Raw genomic sequence first — 21,553 nt, forward strand, 5'->3', positions numbered from 1 at the left:
GGAATCACCTACCCCGGGGTAGGAGCCGCTACCAGCCCATGACAGGGCCGGGTTTCCCCGGGGAAACTTGAGATGAACCCTCGTGATCCCGGCCCGGGCCCGCGTCCTGCAGCCCGGCTTTGTCGGTGCCCGCAGGTAGATTCGTCTGAGGCCGGTGTGCCGCCCGCACGTGGTACGGACCGGTCCTTCCCGACGATTGCAGGAGTGATTCGCGTGGATCGTGTCGCGCTGCGCGGCCTCAAGGCCCGCGGGCACCACGGCGTGTTCCCCAAGGAGCGCGAGGAGGGCCAGACCTTCATCGTCGACCTCGTCCTGGGGCTGGACACCCGGCCGGCCGCGGCCGACGACGACCTGGCGAAGACCGTGCACTACGGCGTCGTGGCCGAGGAGGTCGTGGCCGCGGTCGAGGGCGAGCCGGTGAACCTCATCGAGACCCTCGCCGAGCGGATCGCCCAGACCTGCCTGAAGCACGAAGGGGTCCAGGAGGTCGAGGTGTGCGTCCACAAGCCGGACGCCCCGATCACCGTCCCCTTCGACGACGTGACCGTCACCATCACCCGGAGCCGAGTATGACCCGACCTTTCCTCCAGGGTCACAGCGACCCGACCGTCCAGCCGGTGCCCGCCTCCGTCGTCGAGAAGGTCGACGCCGCCGACACCACCCTGCAGAACCCGAAGTGGGCCGTCATCTCCATCGGCTCCAACCTCGGCAACCGCCTGGAGACGCTCCAGGGTGCCGTCGACGCGCTCGAGGACACCCCCGGGGTCCGCGTGAAGGCCGTCTCCCCGGTGTACGAGACCGAGCCGTGGGGTGTCGAGCCCGGCAGCCAGCCGTCGTACTTCAACGCGGTCGTGGCCCTCAAGACCACCCTGCCCCCGTCCTCCCTCCTGGAGCGCGCGCACGCCATCGAGGAGGCGTACAAACGCGTCCGCGACGAGCACTGGGGCCCGCGCACCCTGGACGTCGACATCGTCGCCTACGCCGACGTCACCTCCGACGACCCGCATCTCACCCTGCCGCACCCGCGCGCCCACGAGCGTGCCTTCGTGCTCGCCCCCTGGCACGACGTGGACCCGCAGGCCCAGCTGCCCGGCCGCGGCCCGGTGGCCGATCTGCTGTCGGTACTCACCCGTGCGGGCGTCGAGCCTCGCGAGGACCTGGAACTCCGACTGCCCGAGTAGTCGTTAAGGTCAAGACGACAAGGTCAAGATGACCAGGTCGCGACGACCGCCGTCCGGACCGGTCCGGGGGAGCTGAAGGGACACCGTGAGAGAGCTGCGCATCAGGGTGCTGGCGGGCGTGTTCGTCGTGGCCGGTGTCCTGTCCTGGGCGGGCGCCCGCCTCTGGAACTCGATCGGGACCCTTCCCAGCGTCCCCCTGGCCGCCCCCATCGTCCTCGCCCTGATCGCGGTGGTCCTGCTCTCCACGGCACTCTCACTGCGCGCGCGCCTGAGGGCTCAGCGCGAGCGCCGTCCCGGCGCCAAGGGCGTCGACCCCCTGATGGCCGCCCGCGCGGTCGTCTTCGGCCAGGCCAGCGCCCTGGTCGCCGCCCTCGTCGCCGGCATGTACGGCGGCACGGGTGTCTTCCTCCTGGAGCTGCTGGACATCCCCGCCCGCCGCGACCAGGCCCTCTACGCCGGCTTCTCCGTCCTGGCGGGCATCGGCGTGATAGCGGCGGCCCTGTTCCTGGAGCGGGTGTGCAAACTCCCCGAGGACGAGGACCAGAACCACCCGGGGGCGGAACCGGCGGCATGACCGCCGGTTTCCTGAGGCACCGGTTCAGTGCGCCATGATCAGGCTCATGGCCTCGTTCCGCGTCGCGGCGTCCCGCAGCTGACCGCGCACAGCCGACGTTATGGTCTTCGCGCCCGGCTTGCGGATGCCCCGCATGGACATGCACATGTGCTCGCACTCGACGACCACGATGACGCCCCGCGGCTCGAGGATCTCCATCAGCGAGTCCGCGATCTGCGTGGTGAGTCGTTCCTGCACCTGCGGGCGGCGGGCGTAGACGTCCACCAGGCGGGCCAGCTTGGACAGACCGGTGATCTTGCCGGTGACGGACGGGATGTAGCCGACGTGGGCGACGCCCCTGAACGGGACCAGGTGGTGCTCACAGGTGCTGTACACCTCGATGTCCTTCACGAGCACCATCTCGTCGTGCCCCAGGTCGAACGTCGTCGTCAGCACCTGCTCGGGCTTCTGCCACAGGCCCGCGAAGATCTCCCTGTAGGCCCGCGCCACCCGCGCCGGCGTCTCCCTCAGGCCCTCCCGGTCCGGGTCCTCGCCGACCGCGATCAGCAGCTCCCGCACGGCGTTCTCGGCGCGCTTCTCGTCGAACTCGCCGATGGTGGACTGACCGTCCAGCGTCACGGGGTCGGTCATCTGGTTCCTCGTTCCTGTGCCTCTTCGCACGTGGCGGCGGCCACGCGTCTGTCTGCGGACATACCAACGCCGCGCCCTCCAGGCTAAAACCTGGCGGGCGCGGCGTTCATTCCAGGCCGGTTGGCCGAAACAGTCAGTTCTCCGGGCGGTCCTCCGGGGTCTGGTCCGTGGCCGGAGCGGACTCCGTGGCGGTGGACTTGACCGTGCTGATGGCGGCCGTCGCCCCGTTCGCGCCGTTCGTCAGGGCCAGCTCCTTGGGGGAGAGCACCGGCGGGCGGGTGGACGGGGTGCGACGGGAGGAGCCGGTCCACGCGGGCCGCGGCGGGCGCTTGTGGATCGGGGCGAAGATCTCGGCGATCTCCTCCTTGCCCAGGGTCTCCTTCTCCAGCAGATGGAGGACGAGTTGGTCGAGCACGTCACGGTTCTCGACCAGGATCTCCCAGGCCTCGTTGTGCGCGGTCTCGATGAGCTTCTTGACCTCTTCGTCGACCAGCGCGGCGACCTCTTCCGAGTAGTCGCGCTGGTGAGCCATCTCACGTCCGAGGAACGGCTCGCTGTTGTCGCCGCCGAACTTGATGGCGCCGAGCCGCTCGGTCATGCCGTACTGGGTGACCATCGCGCGGGCCAGGTTGGTGGCCTTCTCGATGTCGTTCGCGGCGCCGGTGGTCGGGTCGTGGAAGACCAGTTCCTCGGCGGCGCGACCACCCAGCATGTAGGCGAGCTGGTCGAGCATCTCGTTGCGTGTGGTCGAGTACTTGTCCTCGTCCGGCAGGACCATCGTGTATCCGAGGGCACGGCCGCGGGACAGGATCGTGATCTTGTGGACCGGGTCGGAGTTCGGGGAGGCCGCCGCGACCAGGGCGTGTCCGCCCTCGTGGTACGCGGTGATCTTCTTCTCCTTGTCCGACATGATCCGGGTCCGCTTCTGCGGGCCCGCGACCACACGGTCGATCGCCTCGTCCAGCGCCCTGTTGTCGATCAGCTTCTGGTCGCCGCGGGCGGTCAGCAGGGCCGCCTCGTTCAGGACGTTCGCCAGGTCGGCACCCGTCATGCCGGGGGTGCGGCGGGCGACGGCGGCCAGGTCGACGTCGGGGGCGACCGGCTTGCCCTTCTGGTGGACCTTGAGGATCTCCAGACGGCCCTGCAGGTCCGGCGGGTCGACCGCGATCTGGCGGTCGAAGCGGCCGGGACGCAGCAGTGCCGGGTCGAGGATGTCGGGGCGGTTCGTGGCGGCGATGAGGATCACGCCGCCCTTGACGTCGAAGCCGTCCATCTCGACGAGCAGCTGGTTCAGGGTCTGCTCGCGCTCGTCGTGACCACCGCCGAGGCCGGCGCCGCGGTGGCGGCCGACCGCGTCGATCTCGTCGACGAAGACGATCGCCGGGGCGTTCGCCTTGGCCTGCTCGAACAGGTCGCGGACCCGGGAGGCACCGACACCGACGAACATCTCGACGAAGTCGGAACCGGAGATCGAGTAGAAGGGGACGCCCGCCTCGCCGGCCACGGCACGCGCGAGCAGCGTCTTGCCGGTACCCGGACGGCCGTAGAGCAGCACGCCCTTGGGGATCTTGGCGCCGACGGCCTGGAACTTGGCCGGCTCCTGCAGGAACTCCTTGATCTCGTGGAGTTCCTCGACGGCCTCGTCGCAGCCGGCGACGTCGGAGAAGGTCGTCTTCGGGGTGTCCTTGGTGATGAGCTTGGCCTTGGACTTGCCGAAGTTCATCACTCGGGAGCCGCCGCCCTGCATCTGGTTCATCAGGAACAGGAAGACGACGACGATCAGGACGAAGGGCAGCAGGGAGAGCAGGACCCCGACGAACGGGTTCTGCTTGGACGGCGACACCGTGTAGCCGTCCGGGATCTGCTTGTCCTGGTACTTGGTCTGCAGGTTGCCGGCGAGCTGCGAGCCCTGGTCGCCGATGTAGCTCGCCTGGATCTTCGAGCTGCCGTCGACCTTCTGGCCGTCCTTGAGGGTGACCTTGATGGTCTGCTCGTCGCCTGTGGTCAGTTTGGCCGACTGGACCCTGTTCTCATTGATCGCCGCAACGACCTGGCCGGTGTCCACCGTCTTGTAGCCGCCGGACGAGCCGACGACCTGCATCAACACGACCACGGCAAGGACGGCCAGCACGATCCACATGACCGGCCCACGGAAGTATCGCTTCACGTCCATCCATACGGAGCGGTGCCGCCCCGTCCCTCCTGCCATAGTGAGTTTGATAAGACAGTTCTTCTGACGGTACCCCAGCGTGGTGGTCCGAAGCCGCACGAAGTCGGCTTCGACGGCTGGGAAACCCGTCTCTGCATGCTTCAACGGCGCGGAACCCGCTGGGGTTCCCGATCGTCCTACAAGGCTTGAGCCGACTGGCTCACACCTGGGCCGGTACGGCTCAGCCGCCGTAGACGTGAGGCGCGAGCGTACCGACGAACGGCAGGTTGCGGTACTTCTCGGCGTAGTCGAGGCCGTAGCCGACGACGAACTCGTTCGGGATGTCGAAGCCGACCCACTCGACGTCGATGGCGACCTTCGCGGCCTCCGGCTTCCGCAGCAGCGTGCACACCTTCAGGGAGGCGGGCTCGCGGGAGCCGAGGTTGTTGATCAGCCAGGACAGGGTCAGTCCGGAGTCGATGATGTCCTCGACGATCAGGACGTGCTTCCCCTTGATGTCGGTGTCGAGGTCCTTGAGGATCCGCACGACACCGGAGGACTGGGTGCCCGCCCCGTAGGAGGACACCGCCATCCAGTCCATGGTGACGGGGGTGGACAGCGCCCGGGCGAGGTCGGCCATGACCATCACCGCGCCCTTGAGGACGCCGACGATGAGCAGGTCCTTGCCCGCGTACTCCGCGTCGATCTTCGCGGCCAGCTCGGCCAGCTTCGCGTCGATCTCTTCCTTGGTGATGAGCACCTGCTGGAGCTCCGCACCCATGTCTTTCGCGTCCACCCGCATCACTTTCGGTCGTCCCACCGGCTGCTCGCCCCTCGTGGGGGCAAGGATTCAGCCTTGCCGAATCACCAGTCTGCCACCCTGCCGCCGGGCGACGACTTTGCCCGGGAGATTGATGGCTCCCTGGCCGCGCCAGCCGGTGATCAGGCGGTCGACTTCCTCGATGTGACGGGCGAACAGCGAACCGGCCGGGGCGCCGGCCTCGATGGCGGCGCGGCGCAGGATGCGGCGGCGCACGGCGGGCGGGAGGGCGTAGAGCTTGGCGCACTCCAGCAGCCCCGCGGCGTCCCGTACGGAGGCCTCGGCCTGACTGGCCCAGGTGTCGAGGGCGTCGGCGTCGTCGCGGGAGAGCTGGGCGGTGCGGGCGAGCGCCTCCACGACGCCTTTGCCGAGGGCCTTCTCCAGGGCGGGCAGGCCTTCGTGCCTCAGCCGGGAGCGGGTGTAGGCGGGGTCGGCGTTGTGAGGATCGTCCCAGACGGGCAGGGACTGGGCCATGCACGCCTTGCGGGCGGTCTGCCGGTCGAGTTCCAGGAAGGGGCGCCGGTAGCGGCCGGCGGCCCCCGAGACCGCCGCCATGCCGGACAGGGAGCGGATGCCGGAGCCGCGGGCGAGGCCGAGCAGGACGGTTTCGGCCTGGTCGTCGCGGGTGTGGCCGAGCAGGACCGCGGCGGCGCCGTGCCGTTCGGCGACCGCGTCGAGGGCGGCGTAGCGGGCGTCGCGGGCGGCGGCTTCGGGTCCGCCCTCGCGGCCGACGCGCACGGCGACGGACTCGACCGGGGCGAGACCGAGCTCGCGCAGGCGCAGGACGACCTCGTCGGCGCGGAGGTCGGAGCCGGGCTGGAGGCCGTGGTCGACGGTGACGCCGCCGGCGCGGATGCCGAGCTTGGGCGCCTCGAAGGCGAGGGCCGAGGCGAGGGCCATGGAGTCGGCGCCGCCGGAGCACGCGACGAGCACGAGCGGGGAGGGGAACCGCTCGGCTGTCCGGTCCGGGGGGCCGCCGTAGGCCTGCCGGGCGCCGACGCCGGCGAAGCTGGGGTGGTCGTTGAGGATGTCGTGGAGGACGCGGCGGACCGCCAGGCGTATCGCCGCGACCGCAGGATGGGGACCCATGTCCGGTTCCCTTCATGAAGTTTTCGGGGGGTGAGCCCGAGACGGTCACTCAGAGTGTGTAGATGGTGACAGAAGCGGGCCGTTCCCCGAGCATTGCACGCCTACGCATGGCTCACGGTCCCTCGGACGGGTGATTGGAGGGGCGTTCGCCTGCCGTCGGCCGGATTCGATTCACGACGTGTCCATGCCGTTCACGACTCGGCCTTGCGGTGCACCCGCGCGATCCAGTCCGCCGGTTTGGCGATCTCCGCCTTCGTGGGGAGGGTGTTGGGCGAGGTCCACACGCGGTTGAAGCCGTCGGTGCCGGCCTGTTCGACGACGGCGCGTACGAACCGTTCGCCGTCCCGGTACTGCCTCAGTTTGGCGTCCAGACCCAGCAGCTTGCGCAGGGCGAGATCGAGGCGGGAGGCACCCTTGGCGCGGCGCTGCTGGAATTTCTCGCGGATCTCCGCAACGGTCGGTACGACGCTGGGCCCGACGCCGTCCATGACGTAGTCGGCGTGGCCCTCGAGCAGGGACATCACGGCGGTGAGGCGGCCGAGGATCTCGCGCTGGGCGGGGGTCTGCACCAGTTCCACGAAGGACCGGCCGGCGTCCTCCTCCTCGCCCTCGGGGCGGCCCCCGGCGAGGGACTGGGCGGCGTCCCTGATGCGCTCCAGGAAGGTCATCGGGTCGACGTCGGTCTCCGCCAAGAACGACTGGATTTCGCCCTCCAGATGGTCGCGCAGCCAGGGCACGGCCGTGAACTGGGTGCGGTGGGTCTCCTCGTGCAGGCACACCCACAGGCGGAAGTCGTGCGGTTCGACGTCGAGTTCACGCTCGACGTGGACGATGTTGGGGGCCACGAGCAGGAGACGGCCGGCGCCGTTCTCGCCGGCGGGCAGGTCGCGGCCGGCGGGGGCGAAGGTCTCGTACTGACCGAGGACGCGGGAGGACAGGAACGACAGCAGCATGCCGAGTTCGACCCCGGTGACCTTGCCGCCGACGGTGCCGAGGACCGCGCTGCCGGGGTTTCCGGAGCGGCGTTCCTGCATCTTCTCCAGGAGCGGTTTGAGGATCTCGCGGAAGCCGGCGACGTTGGCACGGACCCAGCCGGGGCGGTCGACCACGAGGACGGGGGTGTCGTGCGTGTCCTCGGTGCCCATACGAGTGAAGCCCCGGACGTGTCCCTCCGAGGCCTTGGCGTGCCGGCGCAGCTCCGCGACGACGGCGCGGGCCTCGTCGCGACTGACGTCCGGGCCGGGTCGTACGAGCCGTGTCGCGGTTGCCACCGCGAGGTTCCAGTCGACCATCCCGGGAGATGCGGTGCCACCGAAGCCAGTCATGTTGACAACCGTACGTGAGGGGTGCGGGTTGGGGCAGGGTACGAGGGGTTGGCAGGGCTGGGACGTCGGGCCGCCGTGACCACGGTGCGTGCCGCTATCCGCAACCGCACCCCGCCAGTGCCGTCGCCGCCCTGTCGAGGGCCGTCTGGGCCTGCAGGGGGTCGGTGGTGCCGGAAGCGAGGAAGGCGAACGCCAGGAGGCGGCCGTCGGTGTCCACGACCGTGCCGGCCAGGGTGTTGACGCCGGTCAGGGTGCCGGTCTTGGCGCGGACGACGCCGGCGGCGCCGTCGGTGTAGCGGTTGGTGAGGGTCCCGGTGAAGCCGGCCACGGGCAGGCCGGTGAGGACGGGGCGCAGGCCGGGGCGGCCGGGGTCGCCGGCCGTGACCAGGAGGGCGGTGAGGAGGTCGGCGGTGAGCCTGTCGTCGCGGTTGAGGCCGCTGCCGTCGTGGAAGGAGGCGCCGGACATCGGCAGGCCCAGCTTGGTCAGCCGCGCGGAGACCGCCCTGGCGCCGCCGTCGAAGCTGCCGGGTTCGCCGCTGGCGAGGGCGGTCTGGCGGGCGAGGTGCTCGGCGATGTCGTTGTCGCTGTTGGTGAGCATGCGCTCGACCAGGGCGGACAGCGGGGGCGAGGACACCGTGGCGAGGGTCTGCGCGCGCGTGGAGGCCTTGGAGGGGCCGGGGGGTGTGGTGGTGATGCCGGCGTCCTTCAGGAAGCCCGCGAACTTGCCGGCCGCGTCCTTCGCCGGGTCGGCGACGCGGAGCGCCGGGCCGCTGGTGGAGTTGTTCGTACGGCCCTCGTCGACGGTCAGGGCGCTGACCGGCGCGAGGTTGTCGTTGACGCCGACGGGGTGCAGGGCGGGGCCGGAGTAGAGGGTCGTGTCGTAGGAGAGCGTGACCTTGTGGATGCCGCGCTTGCGCAGTGCCTCGGCGGTGTCCGCCGCCAGGGTGCGCAGGTCGGCCCAGCCTCCCCCACTCTCGGCTTCGCCCGAGCGGGAGGTGCCCCCGGCCTTCGGGCGCGCGGTGAGGGTGGGGTCGCCGCCGCCGACCAGGACGAGTTCACCGGTGTCGGGTTCGAGGGCGGCGCGGGTGGTGAGGCGGTGTTCGGGGCCCAGGGCGGACAGCGCGGCGACGGCGGTGGCGATCTTGGTGGTGGAGGCGGGGGTGAGGGCCTTGCCGGAGTCGGTGCCGTACAGGCGCCTGCCGGTGGCCACGTCGACGACGGCGGCCGAGTGACCGCCGCCCAGCGCGGGGGCGTCCAGGAGCGGCTCCAGGACGTCCGGGAAGGGCTTTCCGCCCGGCGGGGCCTTCTTCGTGTCGACGGCGTCCGCCCCGCTGTCCAGGCCCGTCAGGACGGGCGGGGCACTCGGCGCGGGCCGCGGCATCCCCGCCGCCGTCCCCGCCCGGCCGTGATCTGCGCCACCCGGCCGCTCCACAGCGGCGGCCCGGTCCCGCTCGGCCGTACGCTGACCGTTGGCGTCCCAGGGGCCCGCCGCGGTCACCACGCCCGCGGCGAGCGCGAGGCCGGCGGTGGCGGCGCCCGCGGTGTACTGCCAGGTCCGAACCGCCTGCCCACGGGGCAGGCGCACGGTCCCGGGCCGCAGGGCCCGCGTCAACCGCGCGATCCGCGGCTTCGCGGCCGCCCCCGCCCGCGCCAGACGCGGTCGTACGGCGTTCGCGATCCGCTCCACCTGCGGTCTCGCAGCCCGCCAAGGCCTCAGCTCTGGCACGACCACCAGCCCCTTTCGCGATCACACACCTGCGTGAGGGACACTTAATCACCAGAACTATGTGCTGATCATGGAGGAGCCACCGGTGGAGTTCGACGTCACGATCGAGATCCCGAAGGGTTCGCGCAACAAGTACGAGGTGGACCACGAGACCGGTCGGATCCGCCTGGACCGTCGCCTCTTCACCTCGACCGCCTACCCGACCGACTACGGCTTCGTCGAGAACACCCTCGGCGAGGACGGCGACCCGCTGGACGCGCTGGTCATCCTGGACGAGCCGACCTTCCCGGGCTGCCTGATCAAGTGCCGCGCGATCGGCATGTTCCGGATGACGGACGAGGCGGGCGGCGACGACAAGCTGCTGTGCGTTCCGGCCACCGACCCGCGTGTGGAGCACCTGCGCGACATCCACCACGTGTCGGAGTTCGACCGCCTGGAGATCCAGCACTTCTTCGAGGTGTACAAGGACCTGGAGCCCGGCAAGTCGGTCGAGGGTGCCAACTGGGTGGGCCGCACGGACGCCGAGGTGGAGATCGAGCGGTCGTACAAGCGCTTCAAGGAGCAGGGCGGCCACTGAGCCCAGCTCACCGGGACGGGCCGTGCGCGCGCGTGCGGCCCGTTTCGCGTGCACGCACGCGTACGGCCCGTTCGGGTACCTGTGCGCATACTGAGCCGTACGGAAGGTGTCGTTCAGGGAGCGGTGCGAGGTGATGGAGGCGGAGGACCGAAAGCCCCGGTCCGACGAGGCGCGCTACGACCCGGAGATCACGTCCGAGTTCGCCGTTCCTGCGGGCATCGAGGTCCCCGAGGGCGTCGATGAGCCGGAGACCACGTCCGAGTTCGCGGTGCCCGAGGGGCTGGCGGCCCCGCAGCCGCCGAGTGCCGAGCCGGAGGGGTCGGCGTTCAGCCCGCCGCGCACCTACAGCGCCAAGGACGCCCCCGCGGCTTTCACGCCGGCCGCCGGGGTGCCGCTGGTCAGCCTGGTCAAGGACGCGCCCTGGCAGGACCGGATGCGCACCATGCTGCGCATGCCGGTGGCCGAGCGGCCCGCGCCGGAGCCGGTGCAGCGGGAGGAGGAGGGCGGCCCGGCCGTTCCTCGTGTGCTCGACCTGACCCTGCGTATCGGGGAGCTGCTGCTGGCCGGCGGCGAGGGCGCGGAGGACGTGGAGGCCGCGATGTTCGCGGTGTGCCGCTCCTACGGTCTGGACCGCTGCGAGCCGAACGTCACCTTCACCCTGCTGTCGATCTCGCACCAGCCGTCGCTGGTGGAGGATCCGGTGACGGCGTCACGGACGGTACGGCGGCGGGGCACCGACTACACGCGGCTCGCGGCCGTGTTCCGGCTGGTGGACGACCTGACCGACCCGGAGACCCATGTCTCCCTGGAGGAGGCCTACCGGCGGCTGGCGGAGATCCGCCGCAACCGGCACCCCTACCCCGGCTGGGCGCTGACCATGGCCGGCGGTCTGCTCGCCGGTGCGGCGTCCATGCTGGTCGGCGGCGATCTGATCGTGTTCTTCGCGGCGGCCGTCGGCGCGATGCTCGGCGACCGGCTGGCCTGGCTGTGCGCGGGGCGCGGGCTGCCGGAGTTCTACCAGTTCACGGTCGCCGCGATGCCGCCCGCGGCGATCGGGGTGGCGTTCGCGCTGGCGCACGTCGACGTGAAGGCGTCCGCCGTCGTCACCGGTGGACTGTTCGCCCTGCTGCCGGGGCGGGCTCTGGTGGCGGGCGTGCAGGACGGCCTGACGGGCTTCTACATCACCGCCTCCGCGCGCCTGCTGGAGGTCATGTACTTCTTCGTCGGCATCGTCACCGGCGTGCTGATCGTCCTGTACTTCGGCGTGAAGGTCGGCGGGAAGCTGAACCCGGACGCGGCGCTCGTCATCAACGAACGGCCGCTGGTGCAGATCGCGGCGTCCATGCTGCTGTCGCTGACGTTCGCGGTACTGCTGCAGCAGGAACGTTCCACCGTGCTGTGGGTGACGCTCAACGGGGGTGTCGCGTGGTGCGTGTACGGCGCGATGCACTACGTCGCCGACATCTCACCGGTGGCGTCCACGGCCGTGGCGGCGGGTCTGGTGGGCCTGTTCGGGCAGTTGCTGTCCCGCTACCGCTTCGCCTCCGCGCTGCCGTACACGACGGCGGCGATCGGGCCGCTGCTGCCCGGCTCCGCCACGTACTTCGGGCTGCTGAACATGGCCCAGAACGAGGTGGACAAGGGGCTGGTGTCGCTGGCCAACGCGGCGTCGCTGGCCCTGGCCATCGCCATCGGGGTCAATCTGGGGTCGGAGGTCTTCCGGCTCTTCCTCAGGGTCGGCTCCGCCGGGAAGCGCCGGGCCGCCAAGAGGACCAGGGGATTCTGAGGCTACGGGGCGCGGTGGCTGCCCTGGCCGTAGTCGTACGGGTACTGGTTCTGGTCGTAGTGCTGCTGCTCGCCGTAGGGCTGCTGCGGGGCGTACTGCTGCTGGGGGTACTGCGGCTGGGCGTAGTACTGGTTGTCGTAGCCGCTCTGGTTCCAGTCGTCCTGCTGGGGCTGGTGGTACGGCTGCTCGTACTGGTTGCCGTAGGACTGGTCCTGCTGGGCGCCGTAGGACTGGTCCTGCTGGGCGCCGTAGGGCTGGTCCGGCTCGATGCGGCGCAGCTGGGTGGTCGCGGTGTCCATGGCCGGCTCAGCCGGGCGGGACGCCTCCGCGGCCGGCCGCGGGGCCTTCTTCTCCTTGCCGCGGGCGCGCAGGAACTCGATCGCGATCGGGACCACGGAGACGAGGACGATCAGGATCAGGATCGCCTCGATGTTGTTCTTGACGAAGCCGCTGTCGCCGAGCCAGGAGCCGAGCAGGGTGACGCCCGCGCCCCACAGGGTGCCGCCAATGACGTTGAAGGTCAGGAACGAGCGGTACTTCATGCCGCTGACGCCGGCGATGATCGGCGTGAAGGTACGGACCACGGGTACGAAGCGGGCCAGGACCAGGGACTTCGGGCCGTACTTCTCGAAGAACTCGTGCGCCTTGGTGACGTTCTCCTGCTTGAACAGGCGCGAGTCCGGGCGGTTGAACAGGGACGGGCCGACCTTCTTGCCGAACATGTAGCCCGCCTGGTCGCCCAGGATCGCGGCGAGGCAGATCAGGCCGATGGCGCCCCACAGCGGGAAGTGCATCTGGTGGGAGGTGATCAGCAGGCCGCAGGTGAACAGCAGCGAGTCACCGGGCAGGAAGAACCCGATGAGCAGGCCGGACTCGGCGAAGACGACGAGCAGCAGACCCCAGATGCCGTACACGTTGAGCAGATGGTTGGGGTCCAGCCAGCTCGGGCCGAGGGCGAGTGTCATCACGGGTCCGGGCTCCTGAGGGGGTGAAGGCGGCTACGGCGTCCATGTGAAGGCCGCACAAAGCTATCAACGTGATGTGACCACCCCAGGTTCCACCGGTGTCCCCAGGATGCACTGTGGGCCCACCGGGAGAAAGCTGTGACTCATGGGACTCGATGACTACGGCGGCGGCCAGGGGCCCCAGCCGGACGTGCTGGTCGTCACGACGAACGACGTGCCCGTGCACCGCGTGGAGCAGGTGATCGGTGAGGTCTTCGGACTCACCGTGCGCTCCCGGCACCTCGGCAGCCAGATCGGCGCCGGCCTGAAGTCCATGATCGGCGGCGAGCTGAAGGGGCTCACCAAGACCCTCGTGCAGACCCGCAACCAGGCCATGGAACGTCTCGTGGAACAGGCACGCGCGCGTGGTGCCAACGCGGTGCTCGCGTTCCGGTTCGACGTGACCGAGGCCGCGGACACCGGCACCGAGGTGTGCGCCTACGGCACGGCGGTGGTCCTGGCCCGGGAGTGATCCGCGTGCACACCCGGGCCGGGACCGGTCAGGAGGTGTGCCGGTCGGCGTTGGCGAGGATCGCCGCGCGCAGGTGCTCGGCGAGGCCGGGGCGCATGGCGTCGTAGAACGCCTTGAAGCGCTCGTCGGAGACGTACATCTCCCCGAAGCACCGGTGCATCTCGTACGGCACCTCGAAGTAGTACCTGCTGATGTGCTGCCGGTGCTCCTCGGCCATGTCCATCGCCGGCTGGCCGGTCGGCTCCTCGCCCGCGGCCACCAGGGCGGCGTACCGCTCGCCCCAGTCGTCGACCTCGGCCTGGATGCGCTTCCAGTCCTCCTTGGTGTAGGTGGCGGCGCGGCGCTGCGACTCGGCGTACGCCTCCGTGTCGCCCCAGCGCTGCTCCACCTCGTCGGCGTACTTGGCCGGGTCCTCGTCCCCGAACACCTCGAACCGCTCCTCGGGCGTGAGGTTGATGCCCATCTTGCGTGCCTCCATGGCGTGCTCCACGGCCGCGGCCATCTTCTGCAGCTTCTCGATCCGGGCGGTCAGCAGTTCGTGCTGGCGGCGCAGGTGGGCGCGCGGGTCCACGTCCGGGTCGTCGAGCAGGGCCGCGACCTCCTCGAGCGGGAAGCCGAGCTCCCGGTAGAACAGGATCTGCTGGAGCCGGTCGAGGTCGGCGTCGCTGTAGCGCCGGTGGCCGGCGTACGTGCGCTCGCTGGGGACGAGCAGGCCGATCTCGTCGTAGTGGTGCAGGGTGCGCACCGTGACCCCGGCGAACCCCGCGACCTGTCCCACGGAGTAGCTCACTTTTCCGCTCCTTGTCGTCGGTACGCCGTCCACACTGGGGCCTCACGCCGCGTGAGGTGCAAGCCGGTTGCCGTTCGGGATGTTGTGCGCATTTTGTCCGCTTATGGTGAGCCCGTGGCCCAGGAAACCGGCGCGCCGCAGGCGCCCTTGACCGCTCCCTCGGCCCCGGCACGGGCCCTGCTGCCCTCCATCCTCCCCGCCGCCGTCGTAGGGGTGGCCGCGAGCCTGGTCTTCGTCGGGGTCAGCGCGGCGGCGGAGAAGCTCCAGCACCTGCTGTGGGGGCCGCTGCCGGACGCGCTCGGGGTGGGCCGTTACTCGGTGACGTGGATGTTCGTCATGCTCGTGGCGACCGGGATCGCCGTCGGGCTGGTGGTCTGGAAGGTGCCCGGCCACGCCGGTCCCGATCCGGCGACGCTCAGCCTGAACGCCCCGGTCATGGCGCCGGTCGTGCTGCCCGGCCTGGTGCTGGCGACCGGGCTGATGCTGGCCGGCGGCCCGAGCCTCGGCCCGGAGAACCCGGTCATCGCGGTGAACGTGGGCCTCGCGGCCTGGCTCGGCGCACGCCTGATGCCCCGGACGCCGGGCGCCCTGTGGCCGGTGCTGGCCGAGTCCGCGACGATCGGCTCGCTGTTCGGCACACCGGTGGCGGCGGCGCTGGTCATCTCGGAGGGCCTGGCCGGGCGCCCGATGCGCGGCCGGCTGTGGGACAACCTGTTCGCGCCGCTGACCGCCGGCGCGTGCGGGGCCGTCACGACCACCCTGGTGGCGCATCCGACCTTCGACCTCGGGCTCCCGCCCATGGGTCACCCGGACGGGAAGGACGTGCTCGCGGCCCTCGTGACCGCCTCTGCGGCCGCGCTGCTCGGCATGTGCGCCGTCTACGCCTTCCCGTACGTCCACGCGGTTTTCCGGCGGCTGCGGCACCCGATGCTGATGCTTCCGGCCGGCGGCCTCGTACTGGCCGCCCTGGGGGTGCTGGGCGGCCGTCTGACCCTGTTCAAGGGGCTGTCGGAGGTCGGGGAGCTGTCCCGCGACCCGGGGGGCTGGTCGGCGGGCCGGTTCGCGGTGATGGCGGTGGTGAAACTGGCCGCGCTGCTGGTCGCCGCGTCCTGCGGCTTCCGGGGCGGCCGCATCTTCCCGGCCGTCTTCGTCGGCACCGCCCTCGGCCTGTGCGCCCACGCACTCGTTCCGGCCGTCCACCCGGCGGTGGGCGTCGCGACGGCCGTCCTGGGCATGCTCCTGGCCGTCACCCGGCAGGGCTGGGTGAGCCTGTTCACCGCCGCCGTCCTGGTGGCCTCGCCCGCGATCATCGCCCTGTTGTGCATCGCCTCGCTGCCGGCCTGGCTGCTGGTGACGGGGCGCCCGCAGATGCAGTTGCGCGAGGACGGCAGCCCGGTCCGCTGAAAGAACCTTCCCTGGAGGCACGTTCATGGCCCTGCACAAAGGCACCGAGAAGCACGAAGAGCGGACGATGTCCGTCAACCCGTTCTTCGGCGAGGCCAATCCCGTCGGCGGCATGACCGAGGCCCCGCCCACGCACCGGCTCCCGGACGCGCCACTGGACCCGAGCACGGCGTACCAGCTGGTGCACGACGAGCTGATGCTGGACGGCAACTCCCGGCTGAACCTGGCCACGTTCGTCACCACGTGGATGGAGCCACAGGCCGGAGTGCTGATGGCCGAGTGCCGGGACAAGAACATGATCGACAAGGACGAGTACCCGCGCACGGCCGAGCTGGAGCGGCGTTGTGTGGCGATGCTCGCCGACCTGTGGAACGCACCGGACCCGGCGGCGGCGGTGGGCTGTTCCACGACCGGGTCGAGCGAGGCGTGCATGCTCGCCGGGATGGCGCTGAAGCGCCGCTGGACGCGGCGCAACGACGGCCGCTACCCGGGCGGCGCACGGCCCAACCTGGTCATGGGCGTCAACGTCCAGGTCTGCTGGGAGAAGTTCTGCAACTTCTGGGAGGTGGAGGCCCGGCAGGTGCCCATGGAGGGCGACCGGTTCCATCTGGACCCGCAGGCCGCCGCCGAGCTGTGCGACGAGAACACCATCGGGGTGGTCGGCATCCTCGGCTCGACGTTCGACGGCTCCTACGAGCCGATCGCCGAGCTGTGCGCGGCCCTGGACGCCCTGCAGGAACGGACGGGCTTCGACGTCCCGGTCCATGTGGACGGCGCGTCCGGCGGCATGGTGGCGCCCTTCCTGGACCCCGATCTGGTGTGGGACTTCCGGCTGCCGCGCGTGGCCTCGATCAACGCCTCGGGACACAAGTACGGGCTGGTGTATCCAGGGGTCGGCTGGGCCCTGTGGCGGGACAGGGAGGCGCTGCCCGAGGAACTGGTCTTCCGGGTCAACTACCTGGGCGGGGACATGCCGACCTTCGCGCTCAACTTCTCCCGGCCCGGCGCCCAGGTGGTGGCGCAGTACTACACCTTCCTGCGCCTCGGCCGCGAGGGCTACCGCGCGGTGCAGCAGTCGACGCGGGACGTGGCGACCTCGCTCGCCGGGAAGATCGCGGCGCTCGGCGACTTCCGGCTGCTCACGCACGGCGCCGAGCTGCCGGTGTTCGCGCTGACCACGGCCGACGACGTCACGGCATACGACGTCTTCGACGTCTCCCGGCGGCTGCGCGAGGGCGGCTGGCTGGTGCCCGCGTACACCTTCCCGCCGCACCGCGATGACCTCTCCGTGCTACGGGTCGTGTGCCGCAACGGCTTCTCGCACGATCTGGCCGACCTGTTCCTGGACGACCTGACCCGCCTGCTGCCCGAACTGCGCCGGCAGCCGCACCCGCTCACCCGGGACAAGCAGGCGGCCACCGGCTTCCATCACTAGGGCCTGTCCGGCGGATCATGCCAAAGGCGCGGGCGGCGCTCAGCGGTCGTCCCCGGGGTGCCGCTCCCCCGTCCCGTACGGGTTCTCCTCGTCCTCGGCGAGCACGCCGACGAACGGTTCGCCCTCACCGGCGAAGACGTAGGCGCCGTTCTCGACGCGCTCGATGAGGCCCTGCGTCCAGGCGGCCTCGGAGTCGGCCGTGTGGACCCACATGTTCATGATCTCCCCGATATGGCCGAGCTGCGCCGGTCCCTCCTTGGGCACGTAGTGCTCGGTAACCGAGGAGCGCCAGCCCTCGATCCGGCGCGTGCGCTCCTTCAGCAGCGCCACCGCCTCGGCCCTCGGCAGGTCGACCATGAAGCCGATGGCCGCCGTCTTCACGTCGCCGCGCTGGTCGTAGGTGACCAGCGCGTCCCGCAGCAGGGCGAAGTACTCCTCGGTGCCCCTGGCCGTGAGTTCGTACTCGGTGCGCGGCGGGCCGCCCGCCGTGGACGGCGCGATCTCGTGCGCGTGCAGCAGCCCTTGCTTGGCCATCTGCTTCAGGGCGTGGTAGATCGAGCCCGGCTTGGCGTGAGACCACTCGTGCGCGCCCCAGTACTCCAGGTCGTTGCGCACCTGGTAGCCGTGGGCCCGCCCGTGCTGGCGGACCGCGCCCAGCACGAGAAGTCGGATCGCTGACATGGGGTCCAGGTTAGGACCCGGCGATCACCCCCAGGAGTCGCCCTGGTCCTGGGCCTCCTGGGCCACCAGCTCGAAGGCCGTCTTCCCGTCCAGGGACTCGCGGATGATGTCGGCGTGGCCGGCGTGCCGGGCCGTCTCGCGGATCAGCTGCAGGCACAGCCAGCGCAGCGAGACCCGGGACTGCGGCGGGAACCAGGGGTCGGGCGGCAGCGGGAAGGTGTCGTCCAGGCTGGGCGCCGAGCGGATGAACTTCTCCGTGTCGGCGGCGACCTCCTCCCAGTACGCCAGCTGTCCGGCGACCGTCTCGTCCTCGGTCAGCTGGAAGCACTCGGCCCAGTTCGACTCGTCACGGCGGACCGCCGGCGGCTCCTGCTTGGCCCGGGCGACCCAGCCCTGCTCGACCTCGGCGACGTGCTTGAGCAGACCGCCCAGGGACAGCTGGCTGGCGCTGGGCCGGGTGCGGGCCTGTTCCTCGGTCAGGCCGAGCAGGGCCCGGCGGATCCCGCCGCGCTGTTCGTCGAGGAACGCCAGCAGCGCTCCCCGCTCGTCGCCCATCGCCTCCGCGGGCACGTGCTTGACCATGACAGCCGCCTTTCATCGGTTCACCCGGGCTCTCGCCCTGACACCGATGACGTTACGGACCCTTGCGGTCAGGTGCTGTCCGCAAGGGTCCGTCGTGGCGGGAATTCGTCAGAACGGGAACGCGCTGCGGCCGTGCTGCACCGAGATCCACTTGACGGTGGTGAACGCCTCCAGCGTCGTCTCGCCGTTCAGGCGGCCGAGCCCGGAGTGCTTCTCGCCGCCGAACGGCACGATGGGCTCGTCGTGGACCGTGCCGTCGTTCACGTGGAACATGCCGGTGTCGATCTGCTTGGCGAAGGCGACACCGCGCTCGATGTCACCGGTGTGGACGGCGCCGCTGAGGCCGTACGGGGTGTCGTTGACGATGCGGAGCGCCTCCTCCTCGCCGTCGAAGGGGATGAGGAAGACGACCGGCCCGAACACCTCCTGCTGGAGCAGCGCGGAGTCGGCGGGTACGTCGGTGAGCACGCTGGGCTCGACCAGGTTGCCGGAGGTGCCGCCCCGGAGGAGGGCGGTGGCACCCTCGGCGACGGCCTGCTCGACGGTGCCCGAAATGGCGTTCGCCTGCTGGGAGTTGATCACCGGGCCGATGACGGTCTGCGGGTCCCGCGGGTCGCCGACCTTGAGCGTCCTCACCTTGGCGACGAACTTCTCGGTGAACTCCTCGGCGACGGAGGCGTCCACCAGGACCCGGTTGGCGGCCATGCAGACCTGGCCCTGGTGGACGAACCGGCTGAAGACCGCCGCGTCCACCGCGTAGTCGACGTCGGCGTCGTCCAGGACCACCAGCGCGCTGTTGCCGCCCAGTTCGAGCACCGAGCGCTTGAAGTTCGCGGCGCAGACGGTGGCCACGTGCCGGCCGACCTTGTCGGAGCCGGTGAAGGAGATGACCTTCGGGACCGGGTGCTCGATGAACGCGTCGCCGATCTCGGCGATGTCGGTGACGACGACGTTGAGCAGGCCGCCGGGCAGCCCGGCCTCCTCGAAGATCTTCGCGATCAGGGTGCCGCCGGCGATCGGCGTGTTCTGGTGCGGCTTGAGGACCACGCCGTTGCCGAGCGCGAGCGCGGGGGCGACCGACTTCAGCGACAGCAGGAAGGGGAAGTTGAACGGGCTGATCACACCCACGACGCCGACCGGCACCCGGTAGACGCGGTTCTCCTTGCCGTCGGCCGGGGAGGGCAGGATCCTGCCCTCGGGGCGCAGCGCCAGGTGGATCGACTCGCGCAGGAACTCCTTGGCGAGGTGCAGCTCGAAACCGGCCTTCACGCGCGTGCCGCCCAGTTCCGCGATGATCAGGTCGGCTATCTCCTGCTCGCGGTCCTCTATCAGCCTGAGCGCCCGCTCGAGGACCCCGCGGCGGGCGTAGGGGTTGGTCGCGGCCCACTGCTTCTGGGCACGGGCGGCCGCCCGGTAGGCCTGGTCCACCTCGTCGACCGTGGCCACCGTGATCGCGGCCAGCTTGTCGTCGTCGTACGGGTTGAAGTCGATCACGTCCCAGGAACCGGTGCCCGGGCGCCATTCACCGTCGATGTACTGCTGGGCCAGGTCGCTGAAGTAGGACGACATGTGATCCCTCAATCACTAGCGGACGCAGATCCTGGTCAAGGTCTGATCGCATGTCATCGTACTTACGTGTCAAGAGAGTTGGAGGAGGCCCCGGAGGAGATCCCGGCTCTCGTCAGGTCCCGGGCTGTCCTGCTGCAGCTCCTTGAGCGCCTGCTCGTACTGGGCGACGTCCTCGCGCTTGTCCAGGTAGAGGGCGCTGGTCAGCTGCTCCAGGTAAACCACGTCGGACAGGTCCGCGTCGGGGAAGCTGAGAAGGGTGAAGGCGCCGCTCTCGCCGGAGTGCCCGCCGAAGCCGAACGGCATGACCTGCAGCCGTACGTTGGGCCGCTCGGAGATGTGAATGAGGTGCTGCAGCTGGCCGCGCATGACCTCGCGGTCGCCGTAGGGGCGGCGCAGGGCGGCCTCGTCGAGGACGATGTGGAACTCGGGGGCGTTGGCGGAGAACAGGTACTTCTGCCGTTCCAGGCGCAGCGCGACCCGCCGCTCCACGTCGGCGGCGCTCGCCCCCTTCATACCGCGCCGGACCACCGCGCGGGCGTACTCCTCGGTCTGCAGCAGGCCGTGGACGAACTGCACCTCGTAGACGCGGATGAGGGACGCGGCGCCCTCCAGGCCCACATAGGTGGGGAACCAGCTGGGCAGGACGTCGGTGTAACTGTGCCACCAGCCGGCCACGTTGGCCTCGCGGGCGAGGGAGAGCAGCGACTCGCGCTCCACCTCGTCCGTGATGCCGTACAGCGTCAGCAGGTCTTCCACGTCCCTGGTCTTGAAGCTCACCCGGCCCAGCTCCATCCGGCTGATCTTCGACTCGGAGGCGCGGATGGAGTACCCCGCCGCCTCACGCGTGATCCCCCGAGCTTCACGCAGTCGCCTGAGTTGCGAGCCGAGCAGCATCCGCCGCACCACCGATCCGGGCTCTCCCGCGCTCACGTTCGCCGCCTCCCCAACCGTCTTCAGGGCCCGCAGTCTGCCACTAAAACACTTCGAGCAGTACTCGTCCGGTTACGGAAACGGAAAGAGGCGGGCCGTTTCTGCCTGCCCGTTTCGGGAAGAGGTCAGGACCACTGGCGACAACCGTCGAGAAGATGGCGGAAAAAATGGCCAAGAAGCGGTACGGGAAGGGCTATTTCGGTCGCGTGCACGTGCATCTGCCCTTGCATCTGCTGTGCGCATCCGAAACCATGGGTGCCGCGCCACCGCTGCATCGCAACGACCGCGAACTCCCGGGAGTGCCTCGCATGGGGACGAATGGATCGACCATGCTCAAGCCGTTACGGCAGGGCCTTCCGCCGCTGGATCCCGCAGCCGTCTCCGATGCCGCCTCCTGCGCCCTGCCCGCCCGGTACGAGGCGGTCCGCGAGGCCCGGCGCTTCACCCGCGCCACGCTCGACCAGTGGGACGTCGGCGACCGCTTCGACGACATATGTCTCGTCGTCTCCGAACTCGTCACCAACGCCCTGCGTCACGGCCTGGCACCTGACGTGGCATGCACCGAACAGACGCCGTCCGTACGGCTGCACCTGATGCGCTGGAGCGAGCGGCTGGTGTGCGCGGTGCGCGACCCGAGTCACGAGACACCCGCCCCGCGCGACTCGGACGACTTCTCGGCCGAGTCCGGGCGCGGGCTGTTCCTGGTCGACTCCTTCTCCGACAGCTGGGGCTGGCACCCCCTCGCCGGCACCCTGCACGGCAAGGTCGTCTGGGCGCTGTTCCGCCTCCGGCCGGCCGGCTGACGCGGCACCGGACCGACGGACGCACG

General features: G+C 70.4%; 21 protein-coding genes. 9 read left to right on the top strand and 12 right to left on the bottom strand.

Annotated elements, in window-relative coordinates:
* Positions 1 to 213 precede the first annotated feature (213 nt).
* The 3 genes from folB to ACZ7HQ_RS33970 all read left to right on the top strand — a co-directional run bounded on the left by folB (position 214) and on the right by ACZ7HQ_RS33970 (position 1,755).
* On the top strand, positions 214 to 573 hold the full coding sequence (folB, locus tag ACZ7HQ_RS33960; RefSeq protein ID WP_470998465.1) for a dihydroneopterin aldolase: 360 nt from the start codon (positions 214 to 216) through the stop codon (positions 571 to 573).
* Positions 570 to 1,181 carry a 2-amino-4-hydroxy-6-hydroxymethyldihydropteridine diphosphokinase gene (gene folK, locus ACZ7HQ_RS33965; protein ID WP_470998468.1) on the top strand — a complete coding sequence of 204 codons (612 nt, stop codon included), beginning with the start codon at positions 570 to 572 and terminating at the stop codon, positions 1,179 to 1,181. Before folB ends, folK begins: the two co-directional genes overlap by 4 nt.
* Before the next feature lie 85 nt (positions 1,182 to 1,266).
* Positions 1,267 to 1,755 (top strand): DUF3180 domain-containing protein, encoded by a 489-nt coding sequence (locus tag ACZ7HQ_RS33970; protein ID WP_470998471.1) that lies wholly within the window; start codon positions 1,267 to 1,269, stop codon positions 1,753 to 1,755.
* Positions 1,756 to 1,779: 24 nt separating this feature from the next.
* Here ACZ7HQ_RS33970 and folE read toward each other — a convergent pair whose 3' ends face one another.
* The 6 genes from folE to dacB form a co-directional block, all read right to left on the bottom strand.
* Positions 1,780 to 2,385: a GTP cyclohydrolase I FolE gene (gene folE / locus ACZ7HQ_RS33975; RefSeq protein ID WP_470998474.1), complete on the bottom strand. Its 606-nt coding sequence runs from the start codon at positions 2,383 to 2,385 to the stop codon at positions 1,780 to 1,782.
* 133 nt (positions 2,386 to 2,518) lie between these two features.
* Positions 2,519 to 4,558 (bottom strand): ATP-dependent zinc metalloprotease FtsH, encoded by a 2,040-nt coding sequence (ftsH, locus tag ACZ7HQ_RS33980; protein WP_470998477.1) that lies wholly within the window; start codon positions 4,556 to 4,558, stop codon positions 2,519 to 2,521.
* A 217-nt stretch (positions 4,559 to 4,775) separates the two neighbouring features.
* Positions 4,776 to 5,336 (bottom strand): hypoxanthine phosphoribosyltransferase, encoded by a 561-nt coding sequence (hpt, locus tag ACZ7HQ_RS33985; protein WP_470998698.1) that lies wholly within the window; start codon positions 5,334 to 5,336, stop codon positions 4,776 to 4,778.
* A gap of 48 nt (positions 5,337 to 5,384) precedes the next feature.
* Positions 5,385 to 6,443 (bottom strand): tRNA lysidine(34) synthetase TilS, encoded by a 1,059-nt coding sequence (gene tilS / locus ACZ7HQ_RS33990; RefSeq protein WP_470998480.1) that lies wholly within the window; start codon positions 6,441 to 6,443, stop codon positions 5,385 to 5,387.
* Positions 6,444 to 6,634: 191 nt separating this feature from the next.
* Positions 6,635 to 7,768, bottom strand: a complete 1,134-nt coding sequence (locus tag ACZ7HQ_RS33995) for a zinc-dependent metalloprotease (protein ID WP_470998483.1) — start codon at positions 7,766 to 7,768, stop codon at positions 6,635 to 6,637.
* Between the two features lie 94 nt (positions 7,769 to 7,862).
* Positions 7,863 to 9,500, bottom strand: a complete 1,638-nt coding sequence (gene dacB, locus ACZ7HQ_RS34000; protein WP_470998486.1) for a D-alanyl-D-alanine carboxypeptidase/D-alanyl-D-alanine endopeptidase — start codon at positions 9,498 to 9,500, stop codon at positions 7,863 to 7,865.
* Between the two features lie 79 nt (positions 9,501 to 9,579).
* Between dacB and ACZ7HQ_RS34005 the strand changes: the two genes are divergently transcribed.
* Together ACZ7HQ_RS34005 and ACZ7HQ_RS34010 are read left to right on the top strand one after the other, a co-directional pair.
* Positions 9,580 to 10,071 carry an inorganic diphosphatase gene (locus ACZ7HQ_RS34005; RefSeq protein ID WP_046730908.1) on the top strand — a complete coding sequence of 164 codons (492 nt, stop codon included), beginning with the start codon at positions 9,580 to 9,582 and terminating at the stop codon, positions 10,069 to 10,071.
* Positions 10,072 to 10,201: 130 nt separating this feature from the next.
* A complete protein-coding gene (locus ACZ7HQ_RS34010; RefSeq protein ID WP_470998489.1) occupies positions 10,202 to 11,857 on the top strand; it encodes a threonine/serine exporter family protein in 1,656 nt (551 codons plus the stop codon).
* A gap of 2 nt (positions 11,858 to 11,859) precedes the next feature.
* On the opposite strand, the gene ACZ7HQ_RS34015 is transcribed toward ACZ7HQ_RS34010, so the two are convergent.
* Entirely contained in the window at positions 11,860 to 12,825 is a 966-nt protein-coding gene (locus ACZ7HQ_RS34015; protein WP_470998492.1) for a DedA family protein, read from the bottom strand.
* 142 nt (positions 12,826 to 12,967) lie between these two features.
* Here ACZ7HQ_RS34015 and ACZ7HQ_RS34020 point away from each other — a divergent pair, with 142 nt between their 5' ends.
* The gene (locus tag ACZ7HQ_RS34020; RefSeq protein WP_470998495.1) at positions 12,968 to 13,333 is read left to right on the top strand and encodes a YbjQ family protein; all 366 of its coding nucleotides are present in this window, start codon (positions 12,968 to 12,970) and stop codon (positions 13,331 to 13,333) included.
* 28 nt (positions 13,334 to 13,361) lie between these two features.
* Here the strand turns inward: ACZ7HQ_RS34020 and ACZ7HQ_RS34025 are convergent, their stop codons facing one another.
* Positions 13,362 to 14,123, bottom strand: a complete 762-nt coding sequence (locus tag ACZ7HQ_RS34025) for a MerR family transcriptional regulator (RefSeq protein WP_470998498.1) — start codon at positions 14,121 to 14,123, stop codon at positions 13,362 to 13,364.
* 114 nt (positions 14,124 to 14,237) lie between these two features.
* On the opposite strand from ACZ7HQ_RS34025, the gene ACZ7HQ_RS34030 reads away from it, so the two are divergent.
* Together ACZ7HQ_RS34030 and ACZ7HQ_RS34035 are read left to right on the top strand one after the other, a co-directional pair.
* Positions 14,238 to 15,527, top strand: coding sequence for an ion channel protein (locus ACZ7HQ_RS34030; RefSeq protein ID WP_470998501.1), 1,290 nt, complete (start codon positions 14,238 to 14,240; stop codon positions 15,525 to 15,527).
* Positions 15,528 to 15,552: 25 nt separating this feature from the next.
* Positions 15,553 to 16,962 (top strand): glutamate decarboxylase, encoded by a 1,410-nt coding sequence (locus tag ACZ7HQ_RS34035; protein ID WP_470998504.1) that lies wholly within the window; start codon positions 15,553 to 15,555, stop codon positions 16,960 to 16,962.
* Between the two features lie 39 nt (positions 16,963 to 17,001).
* On the opposite strand, the gene ACZ7HQ_RS34040 is transcribed toward ACZ7HQ_RS34035, so the two are convergent.
* The 4 genes from ACZ7HQ_RS34040 to ACZ7HQ_RS34055 all read right to left on the bottom strand — a co-directional run bounded on the left by ACZ7HQ_RS34040 (position 17,002) and on the right by ACZ7HQ_RS34055 (position 20,688).
* Complete coding sequence (locus ACZ7HQ_RS34040; RefSeq protein ID WP_470998508.1) at positions 17,002 to 17,643, bottom strand: PadR family transcriptional regulator; 642 nt, start codon at positions 17,641 to 17,643, stop codon at positions 17,002 to 17,004.
* 24 nt (positions 17,644 to 17,667) lie between these two features.
* Positions 17,668 to 18,225: a DinB family protein gene (locus tag ACZ7HQ_RS34045; protein ID WP_470998510.1), complete on the bottom strand. Its 558-nt coding sequence runs from the start codon at positions 18,223 to 18,225 to the stop codon at positions 17,668 to 17,670.
* Between the two features lie 108 nt (positions 18,226 to 18,333).
* On the bottom strand, positions 18,334 to 19,794 hold the full coding sequence (locus ACZ7HQ_RS34050) for an aldehyde dehydrogenase family protein (RefSeq protein WP_470998513.1): 1,461 nt from the start codon (positions 19,792 to 19,794) through the stop codon (positions 18,334 to 18,336).
* Between the two features lie 69 nt (positions 19,795 to 19,863).
* Entirely contained in the window at positions 19,864 to 20,688 is an 825-nt protein-coding gene (locus ACZ7HQ_RS34055) for a helix-turn-helix domain-containing protein (RefSeq protein WP_470998702.1), read from the bottom strand.
* A 365-nt stretch (positions 20,689 to 21,053) separates the two neighbouring features.
* On the opposite strand from ACZ7HQ_RS34055, the gene ACZ7HQ_RS34060 reads away from it, so the two are divergent.
* Positions 21,054 to 21,527, top strand: coding sequence for an ATP-binding protein (locus ACZ7HQ_RS34060; RefSeq protein WP_470998515.1), 474 nt, complete (start codon positions 21,054 to 21,056; stop codon positions 21,525 to 21,527).
* The last annotated feature ends 26 nt before the right edge of the window (positions 21,528 to 21,553 follow it).

Source organism: Streptomyces sp. NPDC037290 (assembly GCF_055603245.1).

Bases quoted from the DNA above. Each gene is read 5' to 3' on its own strand.
- ACZ7HQ_RS34055 (WP_470998702.1), bottom strand. From the start codon at position 20,688: ATGCTGCTCGGCTCGCAACTCAGGCGACTGCGTGAAGCTCGGGGGATC.
- ACZ7HQ_RS34020 (WP_470998495.1), top strand. From the start codon at position 12,968: ATGGGACTCGATGACTACGGCGGCGGCCAGGGGCCCCAGCCGGACGTG.
- ACZ7HQ_RS34035 (WP_470998504.1), top strand. From the start codon at position 15,553: ATGGCCCTGCACAAAGGCACCGAGAAGCACGAAGAGCGGACGATGTCC.
- ACZ7HQ_RS34060 (WP_470998515.1), top strand. From the start codon at position 21,054: ATGCTCAAGCCGTTACGGCAGGGCCTTCCGCCGCTGGATCCCGCAGCC.
- ACZ7HQ_RS34040 (WP_470998508.1), bottom strand. From the start codon at position 17,643: ATGTCAGCGATCCGACTTCTCGTGCTGGGCGCGGTCCGCCAGCACGGG.
- ACZ7HQ_RS33995 (WP_470998483.1), bottom strand. From the start codon at position 7,768: ATGACTGGCTTCGGTGGCACCGCATCTCCCGGGATGGTCGACTGGAAC.
- tilS (WP_470998480.1), bottom strand. From the start codon at position 6,443: ATGGGTCCCCATCCTGCGGTCGCGGCGATACGCCTGGCGGTCCGCCGC.
- folK (WP_470998468.1), top strand. From the start codon at position 570: ATGACCCGACCTTTCCTCCAGGGTCACAGCGACCCGACCGTCCAGCCG.
- ftsH (WP_470998477.1), bottom strand. From the start codon at position 4,558: ATGGACGTGAAGCGATACTTCCGTGGGCCGGTCATGTGGATCGTGCTG.
- hpt (WP_470998698.1), bottom strand. From the start codon at position 5,336: ATGCGGGTGGACGCGAAAGACATGGGTGCGGAGCTCCAGCAGGTGCTC.
- ACZ7HQ_RS34045 (WP_470998510.1), bottom strand. From the start codon at position 18,225: ATGGTCAAGCACGTGCCCGCGGAGGCGATGGGCGACGAGCGGGGAGCG.
- folE (WP_470998474.1), bottom strand. From the start codon at position 2,385: ATGACCGACCCCGTGACGCTGGACGGTCAGTCCACCATCGGCGAGTTC.
- ACZ7HQ_RS34050 (WP_470998513.1), bottom strand. From the start codon at position 19,794: ATGTCGTCCTACTTCAGCGACCTGGCCCAGCAGTACATCGACGGTGAA.